This is a genomic window from Pantoea sp. nfd-35, from assembly GCF_056892255.1.
In genome coordinates this window covers 2088194-2103950 of the sequence record NZ_CP122403.1, presented here as the reverse complement: position 1 = coordinate 2103950, position 15757 = coordinate 2088194, and the positions used below count along the sequence as shown (strand labels likewise).

Below are 15757 nucleotides of genomic sequence, written 5' to 3'. Positions count from 1 at the left end.
GTTAATCAAAACAACAGGTTAACTATTAACACGCTAAGTAATTCCATAAATTATTACCTTGCTTACTCACAATTGAATAACTTTTTGCCAATAAGAGGGCTGTTATTTTGCTGACCATACTGGGTTTTACGATGGTTGTTTGTTTCATGTATTTAATCATGACCAAACGCATGTCAGCGCTGATAGCGCTAATTCTTATTCCCACACTGTTCGCCCTGATAGGGGGATTTTACCAGGGTCTGGGCGCCATGATGCTCGATGGTGTGAAAACGCTGGCTCCTACGGGCGTGATGCTCACCTTCTCTATCCTCTACTTCGGCCTGATGATCGATGCGGGTCTGTTTGACCCCTTGGTGCGGTTTATTTTGAAAATCGTACGTGGCGATCCGCTTAAGGTTCTCGTCGGAACGGCCGTGTTAACGTTGCTGGTCTCACTGGATGGTGACAGCTCAACAACTTACATGATCGCGATTGCCGCGTTTCTGCCTCTTTACCGCAAGCTGGGTATGAACGTGCTGGCAATGACCTGTCTGGTTAACCTTGCAAGCGGTATCATGAACCTTTCTCCCTGGGGCGGCCCGACGGCCCGTGCGGCGGCGGCATTGCGCATTGACGCGCTGGACATTTTTATTCCCATGCTGCCGGCCATTTTTATCGCCTGCGTGGCCCTTGTCGGCCTGGCGTTTCTGTTTGGCCTGCAGGAACGTAAGCGCCTGGGGGTCATGAGCATCAACGATCACCATCTGGATAATATTGAGCTGGGCCTGGGCGATGCGGAAGAGTGCGCGGCGAATCGTCGACCTAAAATGTTCTGGCCAAACTTTATTCTTACCACGGTGCTGCTGGTTTTGTTGGTTATTGGCGCGATGCCTATCCAGATTCTGTTTATGCTGGCCTTCGCGATTGCGGTAATGCTGAATTACCCTACGCTGGAAGAGCAAAAGGCGCGTATTGGTTCCCATGCCAGTAATGTGCTGGCCGTCACAGCCCTGATTTTTGCCGCAGGTATTTTTACCGGCATCCTTTCCGGAACCGGCATGGTGGATGCCATGGCGAAGAGCCTGTTGGCGTTTATCCCCCACAGCTTTGGCCCCTATCTCGCGGTATTCACCGCATTAATCAGCCTGCCTTTTACCTTTTTTATGTCCAACGATGCCTTCTACTTTGGCATCCTGCCGGTCATTGCCCAAACGGCGGCCAGCTATGGGATTTCTGCTGAGGAAATTGCCCGCGCTTCGATTGTGGGTCAGCCTTTCCACCTGCTCAGCCCGCTGGTTCCATCGGTTTATCTCTTGGTCGGTCTGGCGAAAGTCGATATTGGTGACCACCAGCGTTTTGCCATTAAGTGGGGCATTTTAATCAGTCTGGTGCTAATGGCCGGGGGATTAATTACCGGCGCGTTTCCACTGTTCCACCGCTAAACCGGCTCAGATCACCTCTCCCTGACAGCAAAAAGCCGCAACGATCACGTTGCGGCTTTTTTATTAATCCGGCGCTTCAGCTCAGCCTGATATCAGGTCGCGTTGCGTTTGCTGCCCGGATTACGACGCGCAGGTCTGCCACTGGTCTGGCTGTGGCGTTTAACGGCACGACGGATCTGGTTGGCTTTGGTGCGGCGGCGATCTTTTTCGACAGCCAGCTTGGTGACGGTCTCATCGTCCATTCCCACCATATTGCGCAGATAGTTAACAGCAGGGAGATCAAGCTCCATCCAGCCACCGCGTGGTACGCCTTTTGGCAACGTGATATCGCCATAGCGAACACGCATCAGTCGACTCACCTGAACGCCCACCGCTTCCCACAAACGACGAACCTCCCGGTTACGTCCTTCGGTCAGGGTTACGTTATACCACTGGTTAATCCCTTCCCCCCCGGCAAAGCGCAGTGTTTTAAATGCCGCGGGGCCATCTTCAAGCTGCACACCTTTACTGAGCTGACGAATTTTGTCGTCATCAACCTGACCAAACACGCGCACCGCATATTCACGTTCAACTTCACGGCTGGGGTGCATCAGGCGGTTAGCCAGTTCACCATCGGTTGTGAACAGCATCAATCCACAGGTATTGACGTCAAGGCGGCCCACGGCGATCCAGCGCGAACCGCGCAGGCGCGGCAGTCGGTCAAAGACTGTAGGGCGCCCTTCCGGATCGCTGCGGGTACAAAGCTCACCTTCAGGTTTGTAATAGGCCAGAACACGGCAGACTTCTGTTGCTGATTCAGCAATCGACACCAGATGACCGTCAATACGGATCTTCAGGGCCTTGCTGTTTTCGATACGATCGCCGAGAGTGGCCAGCTTGCCGTCAACGCTCACGCGCCCGGCAGCAATCATCGCTTCAATTTCACGACGCGAGCCATGACCGGCACGCGCTAAGACTTTTTGTAACTTTTCGCTCATGGAGCTACCTCATTGTCGCCTTCCCAGGCGTCGGATGGATTAGGAATTTAACCTTAAAAATCAATGGCTTATATTTTCCTGTTGGCCCCATTATACAGGATGTCCCTCTTAATGTAACCCGTATTATGGCATTGCCCTGATGCGCGCCGCAGGTAAGTAAAAATCAGCATGAAAACAGATGAAACCCACCGCTCGTCTGTTACGCATCAACGCGGCTGAAGGCAAGGAAAGCGAAGCCTGCTCTTTATTGTAATAATGAAAACGTCGTCTTTGAAGCCGGGCTCGCGCCACGCCTTGTCTGCATAATTATCAGAAAGGCGCCTCCTCAGATCCTCAGCATACTGTCGTCTGGATTCACGGCTGTCCGCGCTCTTTTCTGTAACAGGTTCCCGGCAGAGATTTATTTGTCCTCAACGCAAAATGTAACGCCTTGTTACTTAATTTTATCTAATGTTTCTCAGATGAGCGACTATAAAACTTTACGCGTCATCTGTTTTTAAAAATGGCTATAAAACAGATTTGTATTTAATGATTTCTGTACTATAGATTTACCGTCAAACAATTTAAGCGGTTCGCTCACGGCTTCTGCGGTGACAACAAAAGTTCCATGAGGAAGGTTATTTAGCGCACCCCATTTAATTTGAGTTAAATAAAAATCGGGCAAAATTTCACTTAACTCAAATAAACGCGTGGCCATTTAGCCTGTACAGGAATGCGCGAAACCCAACCCTTTCACGCTGGACAGCTGCGTTTTTTACCTTGTAAAACAACAGTAATCGCATGACAAATCTATACAAAGATAAAAAAATTGTACAATTTTAATTATTGTCCGATAATACCCTTGTGCTGACCTGATTGGGTTGGCCTGCTGCTCATGTAGTCGTTCTGTCAATAAAGCAAAAGTTAATTAAAAAAATTGGGCTAATACGAATTTTAGCCGATAACCCTTATACGACCTTTCTGGCCGTCTAATTCTGAGAACCTTACAGGCTTCGGTATCTTTATCGCGGCAGTATGAAAAGACAGCTAACTGGTTGTTATTGAATATTTATAAACCGGCGCATCAGGAATATTGCGTTAATACAGCTCACGATGAGCTTTAATTTGCATGTCTTGAATCTTCACCAGGGATTTTACTGACATGCTCACCTGAAGACATCATTATGCAAAAACAGTTTTTATGCCCGGCGCTTATGACGCTGGCGCTAAGCGGTTGTTCTGTGGGTCACACTGAGTACAGCCGTACGGCAATGCAACACGTGGATATGAGTGTGACAGGCATCCCTACCATTCTCGGTTTAGGGACGCTGGGCACCAGCATTCCTCTGACGCCTGACTACAGCCTGACTGCCGCGCACGTGGCTAAATTTGCCGTGCAGCGCGTGAAGTCCTACCACCCTTATTGCGACCTTGCGATTATTTATCACAAGAATCCCCCTAATACGCTAACCCAGTTCCGCAGCACCGATATTGGTGATGCGGTGAAAATGTACGGATACAGCTATATCTCCGCCATGCCGGTGGAGTCGAAAGGGGTAAACCTGGCGCGCACAGCCATTCGTAATACCTGGAATAAAAGCCCTTGTATCGCGATGGCGTCTAACGCCGGTGTGGTTCAGGGCATGTCCGGCGGCGGTGTTTACAACAGTGATGATACGCTGGGCGGGGTTATCGTAGGTTATTCAGATGCCATTAAAAATGGCCGCAGCGGAAAAGTGATTTTAAAAGACGTGTCACTGTATATCCCTTACGGCCAGTTTAAAAACTGGTTACAGGCGACCCTTCCGGCCACCCGTAAAACCTGAGTGCATTACAGAAAAGGCGTAACATCCCCCACACCTTCACGGACGACTTCAGGTGCATCGCTGGTCAGATCGATGACGGTGGTGGGCTGCTGTCCTAGCGTGCCACCGTCAATAATCAAATCGACCAGTTTGCCAATACTGTGTTGAATATCTTCCGGATCGGATTCAGTAAAGTCATTACCCGGCAGAATTAACGAGGTGGACATCATTGGCTCGTTTAGCGCCTCAAGCAGCGCAAGCGCGACCGGATTTGAAGGTACGCGTAATCCAATCGTTTTACGCTTATCATTCATCAGACGACGCGGCACTTCTTTGGTCGCCTTGAGAATAAAGGTGTAATTACCTGGCGTGTTATTTTTAAGCAGCCGGAAGGCGCTATTACCGACCTGAGAATAGACTGACAGCTCAGATAAATCACGGCACATCAGGGTGAAGTTGTGATGGCCGTCCAGCTGACGGATCCGGCAAATTCGCTCCATCGCCCCTTTCTCTTCCAGCCGACACCCCAGGGCATAACCCGAATCCGTCGGGTAGACAATAACGCTACCTTTATTCAGGTACTCTACCGCCTGATTAATCAGGCGCGGTTGCGGATTATCTGGATGAATATGAAACAGTTGACTCATAGAAACCTCTTATCCCCTTTCCGTACATTCGACTGCGGGTGCCAGCGCGGGAAAACGTTCCCACACCGGTTCAACCCCCGCGGGCAGCCACAATTTGCGGCCAAGTTCGATCCACGGGCAGGGTTGATGAAAATCAGAACCTTGCGATGCTGCCAGGCCGTTATCTCGGGCATATTGCGCTAACGTCGTACGCTCATCAGGTGCCTGCTGGCACTGCGCCACTTCGATAGCATCGCCCCCCGCGGCGCTAAAAAACGCGACCAGGCGCTTTAGCCATTTTGCCGATAATCCATACCGTCCCGGATGTGCCAGCACGGCACATCCACCAGAATGGTGAATAGCATCAATAGCTTGATTAATTGTACACCATAGGGGCGGGACGTAGCCGGTTTTGCCTCGTGCCAGATAATTTTTAAACACCTGGGCCATATTGTTGGCCTTTCCCACCTCAACCAGGTAGCGGGCAAAATGGCCACGCGTAATCATTCCGCCATCAGCCAAACGCATAGCCCCTGCCAGCGCATCCGGGATCTGGGCCTTTTCAAGCCGTTCAGCAATGCGATGCGCGCGTTCCAGCCGCGTCGCATACTGACCGGCAAGGAACTGAGTCATGACCGGATGCTGAATATCAATATTGAGGCCGACGATATGAATCTCATGGTTTTCCCACAGCGTGGAAATTTCAACACCGGCTAAAACGCTAATGGGCAGTTGCTGATCCCGTACGGTCTGCTGCGCCTCGGTTACGCCCGCAACGGTGTCGTGATCGGTAATGGCCAGCACCCCGACGCGCATGTCGACCGCGCGCTCAACCAGCGCCTGCGGCGACAGTAATCCGTCTGAAGCCCGTGTGTGACTATGAAGATCGTAAAGCGGAAAACGGGCGATATCGCTCAAAACAACTCCTGCTGGCTACTGCTCGGGTCAGCATAATAACGATTTTATCGGTCACTGAAAAAGTGTATTGACATTTTTGTCGCGAACCAGTTAACTAGTACACAAGTTCACCGCAAACGGGTATTTGATCATGAAAACTGTTATTACGCTTTTGATGGGTTGGTGGCGCAATGTTTCCCAGTACGGGCGACGTTGTCGTGCACACCTAGCGTAAACACTGTGCAGATACCTGAGCCCGCCACCGAGCGGGCTTTTTTTTGGACGATATTCAGAGAAATCATCATGCTCAATGCAAAACCTACAGTGAAGTTAATTACCGGCAGCGCGCCCTATCGGGAAGATCCTGCCGCGGTGTTTCACCAGTTATGCGGTGCGCGTCCGGCCACCCTGTTACTCGAATCGGCGGACATTGACAGCAAAGAAAACTTACAAAGCCTGATGATTGTCGACAGCGCCCTGCGCATTAGCGCGTTGGGCAATCGCGTCACCTTTCAGGCGCTGTCTGACAATGGTCGGGCACTGCTGCCGCTGCTGGATGACGCGTTACCCTCTGACATTCTGAATGAGCCGCGTCCTGACGGCCGTGTTCTGACCTTTCCTGCGCCTCAGGATCAGCAGGATGAAGATTCCCGCTTGCGCGCCCTGTCGGTATTTGATGCCCTGCGTCTGATCCCGCAGTTGGTGAATTCACCCAGTGAAGAGCGTGAAGCCGTGTTTGTTGGCGGGCTGTTCGCCTATGACCTGGTCGCAGGCTTCGAAGATTTACCCGAGCTCAGCAGCGAGCAACGTTGCCCCGACTACTGCTTCTATCTGGCGGAAACGCTACTGGTGCTGGATCACCAGGCGCGCAGCGCACGCCTGCAGGCCAGTCTGTTCAGCGCTTCCACCTCTGAATTTCAGCGTCTGCAGCGCCGTATTGAGCAACTGCATGGGCAGATGTTACAGCCTGCGCCGGTATTGCCGGTTCAGCCTGTCGAAACCATGACGCTGACCACCAGCCAGAGTGATGATGAGTATTGTGAGGTGGTGCGAAAAATGCAGGAAGCCATTCGCGTTGGCGAAATCTTCCAGGTTGTGCCCTCACGCCGCTTTTCACTGCCCTGCCCATCTGCGCTGGCGGCTTACGACACGCTGAAACGCAGTAATCCAAGTCCTTATATGTTCTTTATGCAGGACCAGGACTTTTCACTGTTTGGTGCCTCGCCTGAAAGTTCACTGAAGTACGATGCCACTTCACGTCAGATTGAAATTTACCCCATAGCCGGTACGCGTCCACGTGGTCGTCACGCCGACGGCTCCCTGGATCGCGATCTCGACAGCCGCATTGAGCTGGAAATGCGCACGGACCACAAAGAGCTGGCAGAGCACCTGATGCTGGTCGATCTGGCGCGCAATGACTTAGCCCGTATCTGTCGCCCCGGCAGCCGCTATGTTGCCGATCTGACCAAAGTGGACCGCTACTCTTTTGTTATGCATCTGGTCTCACGCGTCGTCGGCACGCTGCGCGATGATCTTGATGTGCTGCATGCCTATCGCGCCTGCATGAACATGGGCACCCTTAGTGGTGCGCCAAAGGTCAGAGCGATGCAGTTGATTGCCGAAGCTGAGGGCACCCGTCGCGGCATCTACGGCGGCGCAGTAGGCTATTTCACCGCTAACGGTGATTTAGACACCTGCATCGTGATCCGCTCAGCCTATGTGGAAGACGGCGTGGCAACGGTGCAGGCCGGGGCCGGTGTGGTACTGGATTCGAACCCACAGGCCGAAGCGGACGAAAGCCGTAATAAAGCCCGCGCGGTGTTGCGCGCAATTGCCACTGCTCATCACTGCAAGGAGATTTTCTGATGGCTGACATCCTGCTGCTGGATAACATCGACTCTTTTACCTACAACCTCGTCGATCAGCTGCGCACCTTCGGGCATAACGTGGTGGTTTATCGCAATACGATGCCGGCGTCGTTGTTGCTCGACCGACTGCACAGCATGAATAATCCGGTGCTGATGCTCTCTCCCGGACCCGGCGCACCGAAAGATGCGGGCTGTATGCCAGCGTTGCTGCGCGAGGTTCGCGGAAAGCTGCCGGTTATTGGTATCTGCCTTGGGCATCAGGCAATCGTGGAAACCTACGGCGGCCACGTAGGCCAGGCGGGCGAAATTCTGCATGGTAAAGCCTCTGCCATCAGTCATGACGGTGAAGCGATGTTTGCCGGGCTCAGCAATCCTCTTCCCGTCGCCCGTTATCACTCACTGGTTGGCAGTAATACACCCGACGAGTTAACGGTGAATGCCAGCTACAACGGCATGGTAATGGCGGTCCGTCACGAGAAAGATCGCGTTTGCGGGTTCCAGTTTCATCCGGAATCCATTTTAACCACGCAGGGCGCACGTCTGCTTGAACAGACGCTGGCCTGGGCGCTGGCGAAGTAACAGGGAGCAAGATATGAACACGATTCTGGAAAAACTTTACCAGTCGCACATCCTGACGCAAGACGAGAGTCATCAGTTGTTTAGCGCCATCATCACCGGTCAGCTTGAACCTACTCAACTGGCCGCCGCGCTGATTGCTATGAAGGTGCGTGGCGAAAACCCCGAGGAGATTGCCGGGGCGGCCTGTGCCTTACTGGAAGATGCTAAACCCTTTCCTCGCCCGGATTATGCCTTTGCCGATATTGTCGGCACCGGTGGCGATGGCAGTAACAGCATTAACATTTCCACCGCCAGCGCGTTTGTCGCAGCAACCTGCGGCCTGAAGGTGGCGAAACACGGAAATCGCAGCGTATCCAGCAAATCAGGTTCTTCCGATCTGCTGGCGGCGTTCGGCATCGATCTTGATATGCCTGCGGCGCGGGCACGCAAAGCGCTGGACGATCTTAATGTCTGCTTCCTGTTTGCCCCCCAGTACCATACGGGCTTTCGTCATGCCATGCCGGTGCGCCAACAGCTGAAAACCCGCACGCTGTTTAACGTGCTGGGGCCACTGATTAATCCTGCACGTCCCCCGCTGGCCGTGATTGGGGTTTACAGCCCCGAGCTGGTGTTGCCCATCGCGCAGACGCTAAAAGTTCTGGGTTACCAGCGCGCGGCAGTGGTACACGGGGGCGGCATGGATGAGGTGGCCCTTCACGATGTCACCCATGTAGCGGAGCTGCGTGAAGGTGAGATTACCCGCTATCAGCTGGCGCCAGAGGATTTCGGCTTTGGCTTCCATCCTAAAGAGGCGCTGGCCGGCGGCACGCCCGAAGAAAACCGTGACATTCTGACACGTTTACTCCAGGGTAATGGCGAGCAGGCCCACGAGGAGGCGGTTGCCGTCAACGTGGCGATGCTGCTCAAAGTGTTTGGTAATGAAGATCTCCGTGAAAATGCACAGCGTGCGCTCAATGCCATCCGTAGCGGTCAGGCTTATGAGCGCGTGGTGGCTCTGGCAGCAAGAGGATAATCATGCAGGGTACAGTGTTAGATAAAATCGTGAAAGACAAAGCCGTTTGGGTTGAGGCGCGTAAGCAGCAGCAACCTCTGGAGAGTTTCCAGCAGCGAGTGGCGCTTTCCAGCCGTAGTTTTTATGACGCACTGCAGGGCACCCGCACTGCCTTTATTCTGGAATGCAAAAAAGCCTCTCCATCCAAAGGGCTTATTCGTGATGATTTTGATCCTGAGATGATAGCCGGGGTTTATCGCCACTATGCCTCTGCCGTTTCCGTATTAACGGACGAGAAATACTTTCAGGGTGACTTCGCCTTTTTGCCCGTCGTCAGCGCGGCCATTACGCAGCCGGTCCTGTGCAAAGATTTTATTATCGATCCGTATCAAATTTACCTGGCGCGTTACTACCAGGCGGATGCCATCCTGCTGATGCTCTCTGTGGTTGACGACGAGCAGTATCGCCAGCTGGCCGCCATTGCGCACAGCCTGCAGATGGGCGTCCTGACTGAAGTCAGTAACGAGCAGGAGCTGGAACGCGCGATTGCGCTGGAAGCCAAAGTGGTCGGCATCAACAACCGTGACTTACGCGATCTCTCCATCGACCTTAACCGGACCCGTGTACTGGCCCCGCGCCTGGGCCCTGGCGTCACCGTGATCAGCGAGTCGGGCATCAACAACTATCGGGATGTCCGCGAGTTAAGCCATTTTGCGAATGGTTTCCTCATCGGCTCTGCGCTAATGGAAGAAGAGGATCTTCATGCCGCCGTGCGCCGCGTCACCCTGGGCAGCAATAAAGTCTGCGGTCTGACCCGTCCTGAAGACGCCTGCGCGGCCTGCGAGGCAGGTGCCATTTTTGGTGGTTTGATCTTTGTTGAAGGTTCACCGCGTCAGGTTGATACCGAGCGTGCACGCGCGGTCATGGCTGGCGCACCGCTAAAGTATGTTGGCGTGTTCCGTGATGCCGCTATAAGTGACATTGTCACCAAAACAGAGGCGTTACAGCTGAGTGCCGTGCAACTGCATGGCGATGAAGACCCGGACTATGTGGCTGAGCTTTATCAGGCGCTGCCAGAAAACGTGCAAATCTGGAAAGCTCTCAGCATCCAGACGGCCCTGCCCGAACGTCGCTGGCCCCATGTTGACCGCTATGTCTTCGATAACGGCAACGGTGGCTCGGGCCAGACATTTGACTGGTCGCTGCTAAAAGGACAGGACCTGAAGAATGTTCTGCTGGCAGGAGGACTGAGCGCTGACAACTGCGTCGAAGCCGCTCAGTTAGGCTGTGCAGGGCTGGATTTCAATTCGGGCGTGGAAAGCGAGCCGGGTATTAAAGACGCCAGCAAAATTGCCTCGGTATTCCGGACGCTTCGCGCCTACTGATTGACCTGGCCCGTGTGTTGACGGGCCAAAAAAAAGGATAGCAAAACATGACCTTACTTAATCCCTATTTTGGCGACTTCGGCGGCATGTATGTGCCGCAGATTTTGATGCCGGCCTTGAAACAGCTAGAAGAAGCTTTTGTCAGCGCGCAAAAAGATCCGGAATTCCAGGCTGAATTTACCGATCTGCTGAAAAATTATGCTGGCCGCCCCACAGCCTTAACCCTGTGCAGTAATCTGACCAAAGGGTCGAAAACCCGCCTGTACTTAAAGCGCGAAGACCTGTTGCACGGCGGCGCGCACAAGACCAACCAGGTGTTAGGGCAGGCTCTGCTGGCTAAGCGCATGGGCAAAAACGAAATCATTGCCGAAACCGGTGCAGGCCAGCATGGCGTCGCCTCTGCCCTTGCCTGCGCGCTGCTGGGCATGAAATGTCGCATCTATATGGGCGCCAAAGACGTAGAGCGGCAGTCGCCGAACGTCTTTCGTATGCGCCTGATGGGCGCCGAGGTCATCCCGGTGCACAGCGGCTCTGCCACGCTGAAAGATGCCTGCAACGAAGCGCTGCGCGACTGGTCAGGCAGTTATGAAACCGCTCACTATATGCTGGGCACTGCGGCGGGTCCGCACCCGTTCCCGACGATTGTGCGTGAGTTTCAGCGCATGATTGGTGAAGAGACCAAAAAGCAGATTCTGGAAAAGGAAGGTCGCCTGCCGGATGCCGTGATCGCCTGCGTCGGCGGGGGCTCCAATGCCATCGGTATGTTTGCCGACTTTATCGACGAAGAGAAGGTGAAGCTGATTGGTGTTGAACCGGCCGGACACGGGATTGAAACCGGCGAACACGGTGCACCACTGAAGCACGGCCGCGTCGGCATTTACTTCGGTATGAAAGCCCCGATGATGCAGACTGACGAAGGGCAGATTGAAGAGTCATACTCAATTTCAGCCGGACTCGACTTTCCTTCCGTCGGTCCTCAGCACGCTCACCTCAACAGTATTGGTCGGGCTGACTATGTTTCGGTAACCGACAATGAAGCGCTTGCTGCCTTTAAAACGCTGTGCCGCGCCGAAGGTATCATTCCTGCCCTGGAGTCGGCGCACGCGCTGGCCCACGCGCTGAGAATGATTAAGGCAGAACCCGAGAAAGAGCAGTTGATTGTCGTCAACCTTTCGGGTCGCGGTGATAAAGATATCTTCACCGTCCACGATATTCTGACTGCGCAGGGAGAAATCTGATGGAACGTTACGATCGACTGTTTTCACGTCTGGCAGAGAAGAAAGAAGGTGCACTGGTGCCTTTCGTTACGCTGGGCGATCCGTCACCCGAAATGTCATTACGAATTATTGATGCGCTGGTAGAAGGTGGTGCAGATGCGCTTGAACTGGGTATTCCCTTTTCAGATCCGCTAGCGGATGGTCCGACAATTCAAAGCGCAACGCTGCGCGCCTTTGCTGCGGGCACCACCACAGCACAGTGCTTTGAAATGCTTGCTGCCATCCGTCATAAGTACCCTGAATTACCTGTTGGCTTACTCATGTACGCCAACCTTGTGTTCAGCAACGGCATTGATGAATTTTATGCCCGCTGTGCCCAGGCCGGGGTTGATTCGGTTCTCGTGGCAGATGTGCCCGTGGAAGAATCCGCGCCGTTCCGTCAGGCCGCTATGCGTCACGGGATTGCGCCCATTTTCATTTGCCCCCCCAACGCCAGCGATGAACTACTCCGTGAAATTGCCTCTCACGGCCGCGGTTATACCTATCTGTTGTCACGCGCTGGGGTGACCGGTACCGAGAAGCGGGCCAGCCTGCCGCTGGACCACCTGATTACAAAATTACGGGAATATCATGCAGCGCCGCCGCTGCAGGGCTTTGGCATTTCTGAACCCTCGCAGGTTAGAGAATCTCTCGGTGCGGGCTCCGCCGGTGCGATCTCAGGTTCGGCCGTGGTTAAAATCATTGAACAACATCAGGCAGAACCCGAAGTGATGCTGGATGCCCTGAGAACCTTTATTGGTAACCTCAAAGCCGCCACCCGCTAATTCCCCACATGCCTTACCGCCCGGTAAGGCATGATTTCCCTGTTTTTTTTCATTCCCGGTTTGCTAATTTCGGATTTTCTGCACCACAATTAACAGGCGCCGTTATGGTAACGTCGCATCCAATTTGTGACAGGGAGAGAAGCAATGAAATGGTTTAAAGTGCTGGCAAGTGCCATGGTCGCGGCTGTTGTTGCATTAACACTGAGCGCCTGTGCGCCAACGCCAACTAAAGAAGGCACCGGCGGTTATATCGATGACACCGTCATCACCACGAAAGTAAAAGCAGAACTGTTAAAAGATGAGTCGCTGAAATCGACTGAAATCAACGTTGAAACCTTTAAGGGTAAAGTGCAGCTCAGCGGTTTTGTCAGCTCGCCGCAGATGGCTAACCATGCCGTCCAGGTTACCCGCAGCGTGGCAGGCGTAAGATCCGTCGTTAATAACATGCAAATTAAATAACGTCGGTTAAAAAATGTAGGGCCACGTTGACGTGGCCCTTTTTTTTATCAGAAACGGTAACCTGCGCCAAAGAAGAACACCCAGGGATCCACGCGCATATGGATATTCTGCTGCTGATCGCCCGCTTTGAATTTCACCTGCGTATCAATATCCATGTACCACAGGGAAGCGTTCAGCATCCAGTCGCGGTTGATCTGGTAATCCAGCCCCACCTGCCCGGCAACGCCCCACGAATCCTTCAGGCTGAGATCGCTCAAGCCCGCATCCCGTCCGGTCTGGTTAAAATCGGCATCACAGAAGGTGGTGTAGTTAACGCCGATGCCCACATAGGGACGCACCTGACTCTGGCTGTCAAAAAAGTAATACTGTGCCATCAGCGTGGGCGGCAGCTGACGTACCGTCGCCAGGGTGCCGGTTGGGCCCAGCCCGACTTTATGACGAAACGGCGTGGCGGCCAGAAGCTCAACCCCGATATTATCAGTGGCCATATAGGTAAAGGTTAAGCCCAGCTGAGTGTCGTTGCTTGCGCTAAACGGCCCCATTCCCAGCACATTGTCTGAGCCTTCGGTGGGTCGGACTGTGGCACTTCCTGCACGGACAAAGAAATCGCCCGCCTGGTGAGCCAACGCAAATTGCGGTAATGCAAGCGCCAGCAGCATGGCGCATTTAGCCAGTTTCATATTCACTCCTGTGAGAAATTGAATGCCTGCACTGAATCATTTTTTTGTCCGCACAGATTTAGCGCGATTCATTGTCAATTGCATCTAAATCAACCCGGAAAAATGATTTAAAAAACAATGAATTGATTCAAATCAATTTTGCGTGCTCTGGTGGTCGCTAAATATCCCTTGCCGAAACCGTAACGCCGCATTACTTTGCTGATCTCCCCAGACTGTTTTGCTTCGATGCCTCAGAGGTGGCGGGCGATCAAATGAGCGATACTCTCAACCCTTGTATTAGCTGTGGTGCCTGTTGTGCCCACTTTCGCGTCTCTTTTTACTGGGCAGAAGCCGATGACGCCGGGGGGCTGGTGCCAACGGAATTAACGGAGCCCCTGAGTCTGTTAATGCGGAATATGCGCGGCACGAACGATCGCACACCGCGCTGTGTCGCGCTCAAGGGCGATATTGGCGGCTGTGTTTCGTGCAGTATCTATGAAAACCGGCCTTCGCCCTGCCGTGAGTTTGAGATGTCTGGAGAACAGGGGGTTTGGAACGAAGGCTGCGACCGGGCCAGAGCGCGCTTTGGCCTTCCCGCACTTTTTCACCCATCTTTACCTGATATGACAGAAAGTTATCGGGTTGCGGGTGCCAGCGAGCCGTCAGAACATGTACAATCGCCGGGTTAATTAACCCGGTTCTTTCAAGGAGAGTACATGTCTATCACGGCAAGCTCGTTATACCGTGACACTGGAAATTTTTTTCGTCATCAATTGTTCACCCTGGTGCTGATGTCGCTGCTGACCGCGTTTGTCACGGTCATGCTGTTACACGTTCTGACGCCCGGTGACGATCAAATGGCGATATTGCAGCAAGGCGAAATTAGCAGTACCTCGCTGTTCGATATGGTGCAGAGCATGTCACCCGAACAGCAACAGGTGCTGCTGCGCGCTTCTGCAGCGGGAACGTTTGCGGGGCTGGTGGGGAATACGCTGCTGTTGGGCGGTATGCTGTGCCTGATTCCGTTGGTTTCGTCAGGCCAACGCGTAAGTGCGCTGCGAGCGATTGGCGCCTCTGCACCCTTGCTACCAAAGCTACTGCTGCTGACGTTTCTCGTTACCCTGGTGGCGCAGCTGGGCTTTATGGTACTGGTGGTTCCGGGCGTATTGCTGACCATTGTGCTGTCGCTGTCGCCAATCATTCTGGCGAGTGAAAAACTCGGCGTTATCGCCGCAATGCGCGCCAGCATGCGAATGGCCTGGAAAAACGTGAAGCTGATTGCCCCTGCCATTATCGTATGGTTACTGGCTAAGCTCGCCGTGATGTTTTTCTTTACCTCATTAACCCTGTTGCCCATGAATGTTTCAACGGTGATTTTCACCGCCATCGGTAACCTGGTTTCGACCCTGTTGGTGATTTATTTGTACCGGCTTTATATGCTGTTACGTTGATTGTCCGTGCGCCTTCCGGCGCACTGGCAGGCCATGCAGCCTTAACTGGAATGACTATGAAGCAGCTACTCGACTTTCTCCCCCTTGTTGTTTTCTTTATTTTTTATAAGTTGTACGACATTTTTGTGGCGTCGGGCGCGCTGGTTGTCGCGACCGGACTGGCGCTGGTTGCGAGCTGGGTGCTGTATCGCAAGCTTGAGAAAATGACGATTTTCACCTTCGTTCTGGTGGCCGTCTTCGGCACGCTGACGCTGGTTTTCCATAATGATGAATTTATTAAGTGGAAAGTCACCGTCATCTATACCCTGTTTGCGCTGGCGTTACTGTTCAGCCAGTGGTTCATGAAACAGCCGTTAATACAGACCATGCTGGGTAAAGAGCTGGAACTGCCTGACCACGTCTGGCGAAATCTCAACATCGCCTGGGCGCTGTTTTTCTTGATTTGTGGCCTGGCAAACATATATGTTGCGTTTTGGTTACCTCAGTCAGTCTGGGTTAACTTCAAAGTGTTTGGACTGACCGGCCTTACGCTGCTGTTTACGCTGCTGAGCGGCGTCTATATCTGGCGTAAGATGCCGCAACAAGAACAAAAATAAACCTGTTGTCCGCTCAGGCGGGC

The 15757-nt window shown here is 53.2% G+C and carries 15 protein-coding genes, 1 pseudogene and 1 other annotated feature; of the genes and pseudogenes, 11 read left to right on the top strand and 5 right to left on the bottom strand.

The window, feature by feature from the left end; all coding sequences use genetic code 11:
* Nucleotides 1-107: 107 nt before the first annotated feature.
* Nucleotides 108-1421 (top strand): CitMHS family transporter, encoded by a 1314-nt coding sequence (locus P9J57_RS09835; protein WP_013025938.1) that lies wholly within the window; start codon nucleotides 108-110, stop codon nucleotides 1419-1421.
* A 92-nt stretch (nucleotides 1422-1513) separates the two neighbouring features.
* Here P9J57_RS09835 and rluB read toward each other — a convergent pair whose 3' ends face one another.
* Together rluB and P9J57_RS09825 are read right to left on the bottom strand one after the other, a co-directional pair.
* Nucleotides 1514-2398, bottom strand: coding sequence for a 23S rRNA pseudouridine(2605) synthase RluB (rluB, locus tag P9J57_RS09830; protein WP_014593812.1), 885 nt, complete (start codon nucleotides 2396-2398; stop codon nucleotides 1514-1516).
* Nucleotides 2399-2894: 496 nt separating this feature from the next.
* Entirely contained in the window at nucleotides 2895-3095 is a 201-nt protein-coding gene (locus P9J57_RS09825; RefSeq protein ID WP_028715218.1) for a hypothetical protein, read from the bottom strand.
* 466 nt (nucleotides 3096-3561) lie between these two features.
* Here P9J57_RS09825 and P9J57_RS09820 point away from each other — a divergent pair, with 466 nt between their 5' ends.
* Complete coding sequence (locus P9J57_RS09820; protein ID WP_013025940.1) at nucleotides 3562-4203, top strand: hypothetical protein; 642 nt, start codon at nucleotides 3562-3564, stop codon at nucleotides 4201-4203.
* Nucleotides 4204-4208: 5 nt separating this feature from the next.
* On the opposite strand, the gene P9J57_RS09815 is transcribed toward P9J57_RS09820, so the two are convergent.
* Both P9J57_RS09815 and rnm read right to left on the bottom strand, forming a co-directional pair.
* Nucleotides 4209-4829: an L-threonylcarbamoyladenylate synthase gene (locus P9J57_RS09815; RefSeq protein ID WP_028715219.1), complete on the bottom strand. Its 621-nt coding sequence runs from the start codon at nucleotides 4827-4829 to the stop codon at nucleotides 4209-4211.
* Nucleotides 4830-4838: 9 nt separating this feature from the next.
* Nucleotides 4839-5726: an RNase RNM gene (gene rnm / locus P9J57_RS09810; protein WP_028715220.1), complete on the bottom strand. Its 888-nt coding sequence runs from the start codon at nucleotides 5724-5726 to the stop codon at nucleotides 4839-4841.
* Nucleotides 5727-5880: 154 nt separating this feature from the next.
* Nucleotides 5881-5985, top strand: a sequence feature (Trp leader region).
* 23 nt (nucleotides 5986-6008) lie between these two features.
* Between rnm and P9J57_RS09805 the strand changes: the two genes are divergently transcribed.
* The 6 genes and pseudogenes from P9J57_RS09805 (at nucleotide 6009) to P9J57_RS09780 (ending at nucleotide 13028) form a co-directional block, all read left to right on the top strand.
* Entirely contained in the window at nucleotides 6009-7571 is a 1563-nt protein-coding gene (locus tag P9J57_RS09805) for an anthranilate synthase component 1 (protein ID WP_028715221.1), read from the top strand.
* A pseudogene (gene trpD, locus P9J57_RS09800) lies at nucleotides 7571-9164 on the top strand (bifunctional anthranilate synthase glutamate amidotransferase component TrpG/anthranilate phosphoribosyltransferase TrpD). Before P9J57_RS09805 ends, trpD begins: the two are co-directional and overlap by 1 nt.
* Before the next feature lie 2 nt (nucleotides 9165-9166).
* Nucleotides 9167-10528 (top strand): bifunctional indole-3-glycerol-phosphate synthase TrpC/phosphoribosylanthranilate isomerase TrpF, encoded by a 1362-nt coding sequence (trpCF, locus tag P9J57_RS09795; RefSeq protein WP_210450741.1) that lies wholly within the window; start codon nucleotides 9167-9169, stop codon nucleotides 10526-10528.
* A 47-nt stretch (nucleotides 10529-10575) separates the two neighbouring features.
* Entirely contained in the window at nucleotides 10576-11766 is a 1191-nt protein-coding gene (trpB, locus tag P9J57_RS09790) for a tryptophan synthase subunit beta (protein ID WP_013025946.1), read from the top strand.
* The gene (trpA, locus tag P9J57_RS09785) at nucleotides 11766-12569 is read left to right on the top strand and encodes a tryptophan synthase subunit alpha (protein ID WP_013025947.1); all 804 of its coding nucleotides are present in this window, start codon (nucleotides 11766-11768) and stop codon (nucleotides 12567-12569) included. The genes trpB and trpA overlap by 1 nt, the downstream gene beginning before the upstream one ends.
* A 144-nt stretch (nucleotides 12570-12713) precedes the next feature.
* The gene (locus tag P9J57_RS09780) at nucleotides 12714-13028 is read left to right on the top strand and encodes a BON domain-containing protein (RefSeq protein ID WP_014605729.1); all 315 of its coding nucleotides are present in this window, start codon (nucleotides 12714-12716) and stop codon (nucleotides 13026-13028) included.
* Between the two features lie 47 nt (nucleotides 13029-13075).
* Here P9J57_RS09780 and ompW read toward each other — a convergent pair whose 3' ends face one another.
* Nucleotides 13076-13708 (bottom strand): outer membrane protein OmpW, encoded by a 633-nt coding sequence (ompW, locus tag P9J57_RS09775; protein WP_483279488.1) that lies wholly within the window; start codon nucleotides 13706-13708, stop codon nucleotides 13076-13078.
* Between the two features lie 251 nt (nucleotides 13709-13959).
* Here ompW and P9J57_RS09770 point away from each other — a divergent pair, with 251 nt between their 5' ends.
* The 3 genes from P9J57_RS09770 to P9J57_RS09760 are packed head-to-tail and all read left to right on the top strand — an operon-like array spanning nucleotide 13960 to nucleotide 15734.
* Nucleotides 13960-14376 (top strand): YkgJ family cysteine cluster protein, encoded by a 417-nt coding sequence (locus P9J57_RS09770; protein ID WP_015700210.1) that lies wholly within the window; start codon nucleotides 13960-13962, stop codon nucleotides 14374-14376.
* 27 nt (nucleotides 14377-14403) lie between these two features.
* Nucleotides 14404-15138, top strand: coding sequence for a YciC family protein (locus tag P9J57_RS09765; RefSeq protein ID WP_013025951.1), 735 nt, complete (start codon nucleotides 14404-14406; stop codon nucleotides 15136-15138).
* A gap of 56 nt (nucleotides 15139-15194) precedes the next feature.
* Complete coding sequence (locus P9J57_RS09760; RefSeq protein WP_014605727.1) at nucleotides 15195-15734, top strand: septation protein A; 540 nt, start codon at nucleotides 15195-15197, stop codon at nucleotides 15732-15734.
* The last annotated feature ends 23 nt before the right edge of the window (nucleotides 15735-15757 follow it).